13 protein-coding genes are annotated in these 12942 nt (G+C 64.1%); 10 read left to right on the top strand and 3 right to left on the bottom strand.

The genetic code is table 11. The features are described from left to right. Positions 1 to 167 precede the first annotated feature (167 nt). On the bottom strand, positions 168 to 944 hold the full coding sequence (locus QFZ94_RS32465; protein ID WP_410850280.1) for an enoyl-CoA hydratase: 777 nt from the start codon (positions 942 to 944) through the stop codon (positions 168 to 170). A gap of 136 nt (positions 945 to 1080) precedes the next feature. Between QFZ94_RS32465 and paaN the strand changes: the two genes are divergently transcribed. From paaN to paaK, 4 genes are all read left to right on the top strand, one after another. Beyond that, positions 1081 to 2781 carry a phenylacetic acid degradation protein PaaN gene (gene paaN / locus QFZ94_RS32460; protein WP_429461829.1) on the top strand — a complete coding sequence of 567 codons (1701 nt, stop codon included), beginning with the start codon at positions 1081 to 1083 and terminating at the stop codon, positions 2779 to 2781. 168 nt (positions 2782 to 2949) lie between these two features. Beyond that, positions 2950 to 3741, top strand: a complete 792-nt coding sequence (paaG, locus tag QFZ94_RS32455; RefSeq protein ID WP_429461827.1) for a 2-(1,2-epoxy-1,2-dihydrophenyl)acetyl-CoA isomerase PaaG — start codon at positions 2950 to 2952, stop codon at positions 3739 to 3741. Position 3742: 1 nt separating this feature from the next. Beyond that, the gene (paaI, locus tag QFZ94_RS32450; protein ID WP_368584304.1) at positions 3743 to 4204 is read left to right on the top strand and encodes a hydroxyphenylacetyl-CoA thioesterase PaaI; all 462 of its coding nucleotides are present in this window, start codon (positions 3743 to 3745) and stop codon (positions 4202 to 4204) included. A 112-nt stretch (positions 4205 to 4316) separates the two neighbouring features. Beyond that, a complete protein-coding gene (gene paaK / locus QFZ94_RS32445) occupies positions 4317 to 5621 on the top strand; it encodes a phenylacetate--CoA ligase PaaK (protein WP_410850278.1) in 1305 nt (434 codons plus the stop codon). A 187-nt stretch (positions 5622 to 5808) separates the two neighbouring features. Here paaK and mltA read toward each other — a convergent pair whose 3' ends face one another. Then, complete coding sequence (gene mltA / locus QFZ94_RS32440; protein WP_429461824.1) at positions 5809 to 6927, bottom strand: murein transglycosylase A; 1119 nt, start codon at positions 6925 to 6927, stop codon at positions 5809 to 5811. A 28-nt stretch (positions 6928 to 6955) separates the two neighbouring features. On the opposite strand from mltA, the gene QFZ94_RS32435 reads away from it, so the two are divergent. Further along, positions 6956 to 7117 (top strand): hypothetical protein, encoded by a 162-nt coding sequence (locus tag QFZ94_RS32435; RefSeq protein ID WP_429461822.1) that lies wholly within the window; start codon positions 6956 to 6958, stop codon positions 7115 to 7117. A 145-nt stretch (positions 7118 to 7262) separates the two neighbouring features. Here QFZ94_RS32435 and apaG read toward each other — a convergent pair whose 3' ends face one another. Beyond that, entirely contained in the window at positions 7263 to 7637 is a 375-nt protein-coding gene (gene apaG, locus QFZ94_RS32430; protein ID WP_176110233.1) for a Co2+/Mg2+ efflux protein ApaG, read from the bottom strand. 327 nt (positions 7638 to 7964) lie between these two features. On the opposite strand from apaG, the gene rpe reads away from it, so the two are divergent. The 5 genes from rpe to trpD all read left to right on the top strand — a co-directional run bounded on the left by rpe (position 7965) and on the right by trpD (position 12924). Next, positions 7965 to 8648 carry a ribulose-phosphate 3-epimerase gene (gene rpe, locus QFZ94_RS32425; protein ID WP_429461820.1) on the top strand — a complete coding sequence of 228 codons (684 nt, stop codon included), beginning with the start codon at positions 7965 to 7967 and terminating at the stop codon, positions 8646 to 8648. A gap of 7 nt (positions 8649 to 8655) precedes the next feature. After that, positions 8656 to 9372 (top strand): phosphoglycolate phosphatase, encoded by a 717-nt coding sequence (locus QFZ94_RS32420; RefSeq protein ID WP_429461818.1) that lies wholly within the window; start codon positions 8656 to 8658, stop codon positions 9370 to 9372. Positions 9373 to 9748: 376 nt separating this feature from the next. Beyond that, complete coding sequence (gene trpE, locus QFZ94_RS32415) at positions 9749 to 11242, top strand: anthranilate synthase component I (protein WP_429461816.1); 1494 nt, start codon at positions 9749 to 9751, stop codon at positions 11240 to 11242. A 13-nt stretch (positions 11243 to 11255) separates the two neighbouring features. Further along, the gene (locus QFZ94_RS32410; protein ID WP_429461814.1) at positions 11256 to 11873 is read left to right on the top strand and encodes an aminodeoxychorismate/anthranilate synthase component II; all 618 of its coding nucleotides are present in this window, start codon (positions 11256 to 11258) and stop codon (positions 11871 to 11873) included. A 19-nt stretch (positions 11874 to 11892) separates the two neighbouring features. Beyond that, positions 11893 to 12924 carry an anthranilate phosphoribosyltransferase gene (gene trpD / locus QFZ94_RS32405; protein ID WP_368584311.1) on the top strand — a complete coding sequence of 344 codons (1032 nt, stop codon included), beginning with the start codon at positions 11893 to 11895 and terminating at the stop codon, positions 12922 to 12924. Positions 12925 to 12942 lie beyond the last annotated feature (18 nt).

The following is a 12942-nucleotide window of genomic DNA, read 5'->3' as shown; positions in this document are numbered from 1 at the left end:
TCCGCCGGATCGTCAACAGGTTTTTATCACCCGCTTAACCTGCCCACGCCGCTGAAGCCCTCGCCATAAAGGCTTCCCGCTTCCCCGCGCTCCGGTGTCCGGAGCACGAAAGAGCGGAATTCTAGTCGCCGCCATTGCGACTTGCAAGCGATATTTTGACAAGCGTATTAACGGTGCTTGAAAACCGGTTTGCGCTTCTCTACGAACGCGGCCATGCCCTCCTTTTGGTCTTCGGTAGCGAAGAGCGAATGGAACAGGCGGCGCTCGAAATGCACGCCCTCCGCGAGCGTCGTTTCATAGGCTCGATTGACCGACTCCTTGACCATCAGCACCGCTGGCAGCGGGAACTCCGCGATAGTGGCAGCCGCACCAACCGCTTCGTCAAGCAACGATGCCGCCGGGATCACGCGCGAAACCAGTCCGGCGCGCTCCGCTTCGGCGGCATCCATGAAACGGGCGGTCAAACAAAGGTCCATCGCCTTCGCTTTTGACACCGCCCGCGGCAAGCGTTGCGTGCCGCCCGCGCCCGGCATGATCCCGAGCTTGATTTCCGGCTGACCGAACTTCGCCGTGTCGGCGGCGAAAATGATGTCGCACATCATCGCGAGTTCGCAGCCGCCTCCGAGCGCGAAGCCCGCCACCGCGGCAATGATCGGCTTACGAATCGAGCGAACCGTTTCCCAGTTTCGCGTGATGTAGTCACCCTTGTAGACATCCATATAAGTGTAAGACGCCATCATGCCGATATCCGCGCCGGCCGCGAACGCTTTCTCGCCGCCCGTTACGACGATCGCGCCAATCGATTCGTCGCCGTCGAACTCGCGCAACGCGGCGCCCAGTTCGTCCATCAGCGCGTCGTTCAGTGCATTTAGAGCCTTTGGACGGTTGAGAGTAATCAGTCCGACCCGTCCCCGCGTCTCAACCAGAATGTTTTCGTAAGCCATGCCGCCTCCATAAGGGTTAATCGCACGCGAAAAACGCTTCGCGCATCGTTCGTAGTGATGCTACCATTCCCCAACCAACCGGTCGGTCAATTATTTGACAGTTTTTCCCCCAACGTACAGCCGAGCCCCCTTTGCCATGACACATCCGCTATTCACCAAGCACGAAGACACGCTGCACAAAGCGCTCGCCGCGCTCGAAACGCGCGGCTACTGGAGCCCGTTCGCCGAGATGCCCAGTCCGAAAGTGTACGGGGAAACAGCCAACGCGGACGGCGAAGCCGCGTTCAAGGCGCATCTAGACAAGACGTTCGACCTCGACCAACCGTCGACTGGAGAAACCGTCGGCGCGGAAGTCTCGCCGTTCGGCTTCCCGCTCGGCGTGCGTTACCCGAAAGCCGATCCGGGCGCGCTTATCGCCGCATCCACGGCGGCGCAACGCGAGTGGCGCGCGGCCGGCCCGCAGGCATGGATCGGCGTGAGCCTCGAAATCCTCGCGCGTCTGAATCGCGCCAGCTTCGAACTCGGCTACAGCGTGATGCACACGACCGGCCAGGCGTTCATGATGGCCTTCCAGGCAGGCGGCCCGCACGCGCAGGATCGCGCGCTCGAAGCGGTCGCGTATGCCTGGGATCAACTGCGTCGCATTCCTGCCGACGCGCATTGGGAAAAACCGCAAGGCAAAAACCCGCCGCTCGCGATGCACAAGCGCTACACCGTCGTGCCGCGCGGCATCGGTCTCGTGCTCGGCTGCTGCACATTCCCGACGTGGAACGGCTATCCCGGCCTGTTCGCCGATCTAGCCACCGGCAACACGGTAATCGTCAAGCCGCATCCGGGCGCAATCCTGCCGCTCGCGTTGACCGTGCGCATCGCGCGCGACGTGTTGCGCGAAGCGGGCTTTGATCCGAACGTCGTCACGCTGCTGGCCACCGACCCGAACGACGGCGCCCTCGTCCAGCAACTGGCACAGCGCCCCGAGATCAAGCTGATCGACTTCACGGGCAGCACCCAGAACGGCACCTGGCTCGAGCGCAACGCGCACCAGGCGCAGGTCTATACCGAGAAAGCCGGCGTCAACCAGATCGTCATCGACTCGGTCGACGACATCAAGGCGGCCGTCCGCAACATCGCGTTCTCGCTGGCTCTGTACTCGGGCCAGATGTGCACGGCGCCGCAAAACATCTATGTGCCGCGCGGCGGCATTCGCACCGCAGAAGGCACGCTCAGCTTCGACGATGTCGCCCAGGCGCTTGCCGGCGCGGTGCAAAAGCTCGTCGCCGACCCGGCCCGCGCTGTCGAACTGCTCGGCGCGATCCAGAACGAAGGCGTCGTGCAGCGCATCGATGAAGCCGCCAAACTTGGCCGCGTTCTCGTCGCGAGCCAGACTCTCGAACATCCGGCCTTTGCCGGCGCTCGCGTGCGCACGCCGCTCGTACTGCAACTCGACGCCGCGACCGATCACGCCCGGTTCACGAAAGAATGGTTCGGGCCGATCTCGTTCGTCATTGCGACGAACTCGACCGCGCAGTCGCTCGAGCTCGCTGGCGACATCGCCGCCGAGCATGGCGCGCTGACGCTGGCGGTCTACAGCACGGACGACGCGGTGCTCGAAACCGCGTACGAAGCGTCGATTCGCGGCGGTGTCGCGCTGTCGATCAACCTGACCGGCGGTGTGTTCGTCAACCAGTCCGCGGCTTTTTCCGACTTCCACGGCACCGGCGCCAACCCGGCCGCCAATGCCGCGCTGGCCGATGCCGCTTTCGTCGCGAACCGCTTCCGTGTCGTTCAAAGCCGCGTTCATGTTGAACCGAAAGCGGCGCCGGCGGTAGCTGGCTGAAAGGCGTAAGACACGGCTTCAACGCTACGCACGACTTCGTCCTATGCCGTTCGGCAGATGGACCGGGTCGTGCGCTCTGACTAACATCAAACATCCGGTCGGCATCACGCGCCGCCCCCAGCCGAGCCACCGCGCCCATCGGCCAAAGAGAGTTTGAGGAGACACCCCATGTCATATGAAGCGATCCGGCTGGACATCGACTCATCGAGCCACGTCGCCACCATCACGCTGAACCGCCCGGATAAGCTCAACAGCTTCACGCGCGCGATGCATCAGGAACTCCGCGCGGCGCTCGACCAGGTCGAAAAGTCCGGCGCCCGTGCGCTCGTGTTCACCGGCGCAGGCCGCGGCTTCTGCGCCGGCCAGGATCTCGCCGACCTCGATTTCACGCCCGGCGCCATGACCGACCTCGGCGCCGTGATCGATGAATACTTCAATCCGCTGATCCGCCGTCTGCAGGCGCTGCCGTTTCCGGTGATCGCGGCGGTCAACGGCACGGCTGCCGGTGCGGGCGCCAATCTGGCGTTCGCGTGCGACCTGGTGCTCGCGGCTCGCTCCGCGAGTTTCATCCAGTCGTTCGTGAAGATCGGCCTCGTGCCGGATTCGGGCGGCACGTGGTTTCTGCCGCAGCGCGTTGGCATGGCCCGCGCGCTCGGCCTCGCGGTCACCGGCGACAAGCTCAGCGCCGAAAAAGCCGAAAGCTGGGGCTTGATCTGGCAAGTGCTCGACGACGCTGAACTAGCGCCGGCAGCGGCAAAACTCGGTGCCCAGCTCGCCCAGCAACCGACGCGCGCGATCGCTGCGATCAAGCGGGCGATGCGTGCCGGCACGACGCAAACGCTCGACCAGCAACTCGATCTCGAGCGCGATCTGCAGCGCGAACTAGGCGCCTCGCACGATTACGCGGAAGGCGTGCAGGCATTTATCGAAAAACGCGCGCCGCGTTTCGAGGGACGTTGAGATGTCGACACAAACCACCCGCCCCGACCAGATGACGGCAGACGAACTCGCCCGCGCGACAGCCGCCGCAATGTACGAAAACGACGCCTGCAGTCGCGCGCTCGGGCTCGAGATTCTCGAAGTGCGCCCCGGCTATGCGCGGCTGCGCATGGCGGTGCGCGACGACTTCCTGAACGGCCATCAGATCTGCCACGGCGGCCTGATCTTCACACTCGCCGATTCGACCTTCGCGTTCGCCTGTAACACCTACAACATCAATACGGTCGCGGCCGGCTGCTCTATAGAGTATCTGCGGCCGGTCCACGGCGGCGACGTGCTGAGTGCCGAAGCGGTCGAACAGACATTGAGCGGGCGCACTGGAATCTACGATATTCGCGTCACGAATCGCGCCGGCGAGACCGTCGCAATGTTTCGCGGCAAGTCGGCGCAAATCAAGGGTAACCTGATTCCCACCGGCGACTAACAATTGACGGCGGCCAGCCAGAACCGCCCACGCGGACGATTGTCCGCGTGGCGCTCTGGCGCCAATGCGTCACATATCAGACTTAGATACTGAGGCAGCAAGGAGACATTCGATGAGCACCGCTCTTCCGCTCGATCCGATCGAGACCGCCAGCCGCGACGAGCTCGCCACGCTCCAACTTGAACGGCTCAAATGGTCGCTCACCCATGCGTATGAAAATTCGCCGGTGTATCGGCGCAAGTTCGACGAAGCCGGCGTCCATCCGGGCGATGTCAAGTCGCTCGCGGACCTCGCTCGGTTTCCGTTCACGACGAAAAAGGATTTGCGCGACAACTATCCGTTCGGGATGTTCGCCGTGCCGCAAGAGCAGATTTCGCGAATCCATGCGTCGTCCGGAACGACCGGCAAGCCGACTGTCGTCGGCTATACGGCGCGCGACATCGACACCTGGGCGAATCTCGTCGCCCGTTCGGTGCGCGCCGCCGGCGCGAAGCGCGGCGACAAGGTGCACGTGAGCTACGGCTACGGCCTCTTCACGGGCGGCCTCGGCGCGCATTACGGCGCCGAGCGCGCGGGGCTCACCGTGATTCCGTTCGGCGGTGGCCAGACCGAAAAGCAGGTCCAGCTGATCCAGGACTTCCGGCCCGACATCATCATGGTGACGCCGAGCTACATGCTGTCGATCGCCGACGAATTCGAACGCCAGGGTATCGACCCGGCCAGCTGCTCATTGCGCATCGGCATTTTCGGCGCTGAGCCGTGGACCAACGATATGCGCGAGGCGATCGAAAAACGGATGGGCATCGACGCGGTCGACATCTACGGTCTTTCCGAAGTGATGGGCCCGGGCGTCGCCTCGGAGTGCGTCGAAACCAAAGACGGCCCGACGATCTGGGAAGACCATTTCTACCCCGAGATCATCGACCCCGAAACGGGCGAGGTGCTGCCCGATGGCGAACTCGGCGAGCTCGTGTTCACGTCGCTGACGAAAGAAGCGCTGCCGATCATCCGCTACCGCACGCGCGATCTCACACGCCTGCTGCCGGGCACCGCCCGCACGATGCGGCGTATGGAAAAGATCACGGGCCGCTCGGACGACATGATGATCGTGCGCGGCGTCAATGTGTTCCCGACGCAGATCGAAGAACTGTTGCTCAAGCAGCGCGCGCTGGCGCCGCACTATCAGATCGTGCTGACGAAGGAGGGGCCGCTCGACGTGTTGACGCTGAACGTCGAACCGTGCCCCGAAAGCGCGCCGGATACCGCCGCGCTAACCGCCGCGAAAAACGCGCTGGCTTACGACATCAAGGCGCTGATTGGCGTGAGCGCCGTGGTGAACGTGCTGCCGGTGAACGGAATCGAGCGCTCGGTGGGCAAGGCACGGCGCGTGGTGGACAAGCGCAAGTCGGGCCTCTAACTCGGGCCACGCGCAACGCCGCGCAGCGTAAGAGCCCAACGAAAAACGGCGTCACGCACGGATCCTGATCCACACGTGACGCCGATCTCAACGACATCTATTGACGGCTTCGCAGCAGCCTCAAACCCGCCTCGCGAAAACTGCTGCGATTCAAGCGGCAGTCACGCTTCGTCTCCACCCCACCGCCTCACGAATTCGGCAGCAGCAACCACATCCGGCCGCCCTGCTTCATCTTGCCAGCCAGATCGCCGGCATCGTCGCCGAGGCCCCAGAAGTAGTCGGCGCGCACGCCACCTTTGATCGCGGTGCCAGTGTCCTGCGCGAACACGAGACGGTTCATCGGCGAATTCGTCAGCGGCCGCGTGGTCTGCAGGAACACCGGCGTGCCGAGCGGAATCGCGCTCGGATCGACCGCAATCGAGCGCTCCGGCGTCAACGGCACGCCGAGCGCGCCGATCGGACCGTCCGCGCCGCCGCTCGGCACACTTTCGGCCGACGGCATCTCGCGGAAAAACACGAAGCGCGGATTGGTGTCGAGCAGGCCATCGACGCGCGTCGGATTCGCGCGGGCCCATGCCTTGATGCCCTGCATCGTCGCCTGCGCCGGCGTGATCTCGCCATGATCGAGCAGCCAGCGGCCGATCGACTTGTACGGCTGATTGTTGGTCCCCCCAAAGCCGACTCGCATCACACTGCCGTCTTCCATCACGATGCGCCCGGAGCCTTGCACCTGCAGGAAGAACGCTTCGATCGGATCGTCGACCCACACGAGTTCGTTGCCGCTGAGCGCGCCCGAGCGTTCGAGCTGGGCGCGCGCCGGCAACGGCGCCCCCGCGCGGTAGGCGGCGGGCCAGCGGTATAGCGCGGTCTGATATACGCCGTGCCGCGTGCGCGAGCCCCTCAGCAGGGGCTCGTAGTAACCGGTGACCAGACCGTCGAGCGTGCCGTCGCTATTCGCGAGCTGGAACGGCGTGAAGTAGGCTTCGAAGAAGGCGCGCGCGCTGGTGACGTCGAGATCGTCGATTTGCACGGCCGCCGCGCAGGCACGCGACCAGTTCGGCTGACGCGCGAGCCTCGTGCAGTTTTGCCGCAACGCGGCGGTCACGCCGATCAGCGAGTCGTCCTGCCAGCCCGGCACCTGTTGCCATGCAACCGCGGTCAGGCGCGCCGACGCGATCTGGCCAGGGATGATCGCCGCGCCGCTCGGCGGTGAAGGCCGGATCGCGCCGCCGCCCCCGCAGGAGGCAAGCAACACTGCAACCGACAATGCTCCGAGCCACGCGCCGGCCCTGCGGATAAAACGCATACAATGTTCGTTCTTGATGGAAACCGCCATGTCTGATCTGTTCGACGAATACCCGATGCTCATCTTCGCGCTGGAATCGCTGGTCGCGCTATTCCTGCTCGTCTTTATCGTTGTGTGGACGTCGTCCGGCAAGAAAAAAGCGGGACGTGCGAGGTCGGCGGACCGGTCCCAACAGCAAAAGCCGCATTGACCCTGGCCAGCGGGCTGCACGCAACACCGCGCAACCCCTCGTGCATCAAGTGCTCGCCCGAGCGCTCATCCAACCTGCTACTCAACTGCCCGCTGCGTCGCGCGCCCACACGAACTCATTAAAGACCGCGCAGCGCCGCGCCGGTTCAATGCAACGTTCGCGGCATGCGCAATACGAACTCCGGCACAGGCGCCTCGAAGCGCTCGCCATCCTCCGCCACGCAGAAGTAATCGCCGCGCATCGTGCCGACCGGCGTCGCGATCACCGCCCAACTCGTGTATTCGAAATGCTCACCCGGTTTGAGCAGCGGCTGATGACCGACCACGCCCAGGCCTTTGACTTCCTGTACGGTGTTTTCGCTGTCGGTGATGATCCAATGACGCGCGATCAACTGTGCAGGCACCTGGCCGGTGTTACGGATGGTCAGCGTGTAGGCAAAGGCGTACTGGCGACGCTCCGGGTCCGATTCTTCGGGCAGGTATTGCACCTGCGCCGACACGCTGAATTCGTACTGGCTCATCCTGATTCCGATCTGATCAAACGGGCTGTGAAAAATCGTGGGAGGCCCCGAACGCCAATGGTCTGCAGGTGCAGCGGCGATGCGGCGCTCATGGAGTGGCATTCTGCTTGATGCGCGGCATGGCCGCAACCTGACGCGCCTTTCGGCCAGGAGTGTCTAAGACGTTGAGACACGGCCGCTTGCCGCGCTGCCTTTCGATGCCATTATTGCGCCGCCGCTTTGCAACGTTTCATCGAGCGATTCCGCCACGCCAGGCGCTGCGCGCACGCCGGTCCGCACGCGCAAAACCGGTAAAATGGCGCTTTCCCGCTTGCATTCGCCCCCGTCATGACGCAATTTCGCATCGCCCCCAGCATTCTCTCCGCCGATTTCGCCCGTCTGGGTGAAGAGATCCGCAACGTCGTCGCCGCTGGCGCCGACTGGATCCACTTCGACGTGATGGACAACCACTACGTACCGAACCTGACCATCGGCCCGCTCGTTTGCGAAGCGATCCGCCCGCACGTCGATGTGCCGATCGACGTGCACCTGATGGTGCGCCCCGTCGACCGCATCGTGCCGGACTTCGCGAAAGCCGGCGCGAACCTGATCAGCTTTCACCCGGAAGCGTCGGATCACATCGACCGCACGCTGTCGCTGATCCGCGATCACGGCTGCAAGGCCGGCCTAGTGTTCAATCCGGCGACGTCGCTGAACTATCTCGATCATGTGATGGACAAGGTCGACCTCGTGCTGATCATGTCGGTGAATCCGGGCTTCGGCGGCCAGTCGTTCATCCCCGAGGCGCTCAACAAGCTGCGCGAAGCGCGCAAGCGCATCGACGCGTACAACGAGCGCACCGGCCGCGAGATCCATCTCGAAGTGGACGGCGGCGTGAAGGTCGACAACATCGCGGAAATCGCGGCGGCCGGCGCGGACACGTTCGTGGCCGGCTCGGCAATCTTCGGCCAGCCCGATCACAAGGTCGTGATCGACAAGATGCGCGCCGCCCTCGCCACCGTCCAGCGCTGATCCGACGATGACCGCTCCGTACCCCGCCCCGTCCTTCACCGGCCCGCGCCTCGAAGCCGCGATCATCGACCTCGACGGCACGATGATCGACACCGCCGACGACTTCACCGCCGGCCTGAACGGCATGCTCGCTCAGCTCGACGCGGAAGAAACGACGCGCGAGGAAGTGGTCGGCTACGTCGGCAAGGGTTCGGAGCATTTGATCCGCAGCGTGCTCGCGCCGCGCTTCGAAACCGAACACGCGCAAGAGCGCTTCGACGAAGCGCTCGCGATCTATCAAGCCGAGTACGCGAAGATCAATGGCGTGCACACGCGGCTTTATCCAGACGTCGAAGCCGGTCTGCGCGCGCTGCGCGACGCGGGCCTGAAGCTCGCCTGCGTGACCAACAAGCCGCACCGCTTCGCGCTCGAATTGCTGCAGCAATATGGACTCGCGCAGTATTTCAGCGTCGTGCTCGGCGGTGACAGTCTCGCTAAAAAGAAACCCGACCCGCTGCCGATGCTGACCGCCGCCGCGCAACTCGGCGTCGAGCCGAGCGCCACGGTCGCGATCGGCGACTCGGAAAACGACGCGCTGGCGGGCCGCGCGGCCGGCATGGCGACGTTGACCGTGCCCTACGGCTACAACCACGGCCAAGCTATACAAACAATAAAATCCGATGGTATAGTTGCCTCGCTGCTCGACGCCGCCAAGGCGATCGCAGCGCACCAATCCACGACTTAACAGTCCTTCATCCTCATGTTTCTGAATAAAAAACGGAGTCTGATTAGCATCGACCGGGGAGCCTGGCCCTGGCGTCGCTGGTCGCGCTAACCTCGCCTGAGGTACGCTGAAGCTTGTCTTCGGCAACCGTTTTTTACTTCGCTGCGCTCACGCGCTTTTTCCATCGTTCTGTATTTGCGCTGCTGCATCGGCTGATTGGGCCTGCGCGTACCCGCAAGGTACCGTTGCTCACCGGCACCGCTCGCACGCGCCGATGGAAGACCCGCGCCGGTCGGTATTATCGTGTCGAGAACGTCGACCCATGCTCTGACCGGAGGCGCTCAGCCCCGCTTTGCCCGACGCTTGCTGCCGCCGGACCACCGTACAGGATCGGAACATGACCGAACTCGAATTCCAGTCCCTCGCCAACGAGGGTTTCAACCGCATCCCGCTGATCGCCGAAGCGCTCGCCGACCTCGAAACGCCGCTGTCGCTGTACCTGAAGCTCGCGCAGACCGAGCGCAACGGCGCAAACTCTTTCCTGCTGGAGTCGGTAGTCGGCGGTGAGCGCTTCGGGCGTTATTCGTTCATCGGGCTGCCGGCGCGCACTCTTGTGCGCACGCGCAACGGCGTGTCGGAAGTGGTGCGCGACGGCAAGGTCGTCGAAACGCACGACGGCGATCCGCTCGCCTTCATCCAGCAGTTCCAGGCGCGCTTCAAGGTCGCGCAACGCCCGGGGCTGCCGCGCTTCACGGGCGGTCTCGCCGGCTACTTCGGCTATGACGCGGTGCGCTACATCGAGAAGAAGCTCGCGCACAGCGCGCCGAAGGACGATCTGAACCTGCCCGACATCCAGCTGCTGCTGACCGAGGAAGTCGCCGTCATCGACAACCTCGCGGGCAAGCTCTATCTGGTGGTCTACGCGGACCCGACCCAGGCCGAGGCGTATACGAAGGCGAAGCAGCGTCTGCGCGAACTGCGCCAGCGGTTGCGCGTCACCGTCGAGCCGCCTGTCGTGTCGGCCAGCGTGCGCACCGAGATCTACCGGGAGTTCGCGAAAGACGATTACCTGGCCGCCGTGCGCAAGGCCAAGGAATACATCGCCGCCGGCGAACTGATGCAGGTGCAGGTCGGCCAGCGCCTGACCAAGCCGTACCGCGACAATCCGCTGTCGCTGTATCGCGCGCTGCGCTCACTGAATCCGTCGCCGTACATGTACTACTACAACTTCGGCGACTTCCACGTGGTCGGCGCGTCGCCGGAAATTCTGGTGCGCCAGGAAAAGCGCGGCGAGGATCGTATCGTCACGATCCGCCCGCTCGCCGGCACGCGTCCGCGCGGCAACACGCCCGAGCGCGACGCCGCGCTCGCGACCGAGCTGCTGAACGACCCGAAGGAAATCGCCGAACACGTGATGCTGATCGACCTGGCGCGCAACGACGTCGGCCGCATCGCGCAGATCGGCTCGGTCGTCGTGACCGACAAGATGGTGATCGAAAAGTACTCGCACGTGCAGCACATCGTCAGCTCGGTCGAAGGCAAGCTCAAGAACGACATGACCAATTTCGACGTGCTGCGCGCCACCTTCCCGGCCGGCACGCTGTCGGGCGCGCCGAAGGTCCGCGCGATGGAGCTGATCGACGAGCTCGAACCCATCAAGCGCGGCCTCTACGGCGGGGCGGTCGGTTATCTGTCGTTCACCGGCGAGATGGATCTGGCCATCACGATCCGCACCGGCGTGATCGCGAACGGCAATCTGTATGTGCAGGCGGCCGCGGGCGTGGTCGCCGATTCGGTGCCGGAATCCGAATGGCAAGAGACCGAAAACAAGGCGCGCGCTGTGCTGCGCGCCGCCGAGCAGGTCCAGGACGGCCTCGATAGCGACTTCTGACCGGAGACACACCATGCTGCTCATGATCGACAACTACGACTCGTTCACCTACAACCTGGTGCAGTACTTCGGCGAACTCGGCGAAGACGTACGCACCTACCGCAACGACGAAATCACACTCGATGAAATCGCCAGGCTGAACCCTGAGCGCATCTGCCTGTCGCCGGGGCCGAGCAATCCGCAACACGCGGGCATCACGCTCGAGGTGCTGCGCGAATTCTCCGGCAAGACGCCGATTCTCGGCGTGTGCCTCGGCCATCAGGCGATCGGCGAAGCGTTCGGCGGCCGCGTCGTGCGCGCGCAAACCATCATGCACGGCAAGGTCAGCACGATCGAAACCGACTGCAAGGGCGTGTTCGCGGACCTGCCGAAGCACTTCACCGTGACGCGCTACCACTCGCTCGCGATCGAACGCGAATCGCTGCCCGACTGCCTCGAAGTATCGGCATGGACCGAAGACGGCGAAATCATGGGCGTGCGTCACAAGGAACTGGCCGTCGAGGGCGTGCAGTTCCACCCGGAATCGATCCTGTCCGAACACGGGCACGCGCTGCTCGAAAACTTCGTCAAGCAGTCGAAGCTGGCCGTCGGCGGCAGGGCTGCGCATCATCCGGCTTCCCGCAATGCCTGACCAGAAGAGAGACGAGATCATGTCCATTACGCCCCAGGAAGCCTTGCAGCGGACCATCGAGCACCGCGAGATTTTCCACGACGAAATGCTGCACCTGATGCGCCTGATCATGCGCGGCGAGCTGTCGCCGGTGATGTCGGCGGCGATCATCACCGGCCTGCGCGTCAAAAAAGAGACCATCGGCGAAATCACCGCGGCCGCCACGGTGATGCGTGAATTTGCCCGGCACGTCGACGTGCAGGACAACTCGAACTTCGTCGATATCGTCGGCACCGGCGGCGACGGTGCGCACACGTTCAACATTTCCACCGCGACGATGTTCGTATCGGCCGCGGCCGGCGCGAAGGTCGCGAAGCACGGCAATCGCGGCGTATCGAGCAAGTCGGGCAGCGCGGACGTACTCGAGGCGCTCGGCGTCAACATCGATCTGCAGCCGGAGCAGGTCGCGGCATCGATCGCTGAAACGGGCATGGGCTTCATGTTCGCGCCGAACCATCATCCGGCGATGAAAAACGTCGCGCCGGTACGCCGCGAGCTCGGCATCCGCACGATCTTCAACATCCTCGGGCCGCTCACCAATCCGGCCGGCGCGCCGAATCAGCTGATGGGCGTGTTCCACCCCGACCTCGTCGGCATTCAGGTACGCGTGATGCAGCGCCTCGGTGCGAGGCACGTGCTCGTCGTGTACGGGATGGACGGCATGGACGAAGTCTCGCTCGGCGGCGCCACGCTGGTCGGCGAGTTGCGCGACGGCGAGATCCGCGAGTACGAGATCCATCCGGAAGACTTCGGCATGCAGATGGTGTCGAACCGCACGCTGAAGGTGGCCGACGCGAACGAGTCGAAGGTCATGCTGCTCGATGCGCTCGACAACAAGCCCGGCGTCGCGCGCGAAATCGTCACGCTGAACGCCGGCACGGCGCTCTATTCGGCGAACGTCGCGGCCACGATCGCGGACGGCATCGTGCTCGCGCGCGAAGCGATCGCGAGCGGCAACGCGCGCGCGAAGGTCGACGAACTGGTGCGCTTCACCCAGCAATTCAAGCAGTAATCACGTAGCGAGACATTT

The organism is Paraburkholderia sp. JPY465, assembly GCF_050436725.1.
Classification (GTDB): Bacteria; Pseudomonadota; Gammaproteobacteria; order Burkholderiales; family Burkholderiaceae; genus Paraburkholderia; species Paraburkholderia youngii.
Note: the sequence above shows the minus strand (reverse complement) of the source record. Positions and strands in the feature narration are given on the sequence as shown.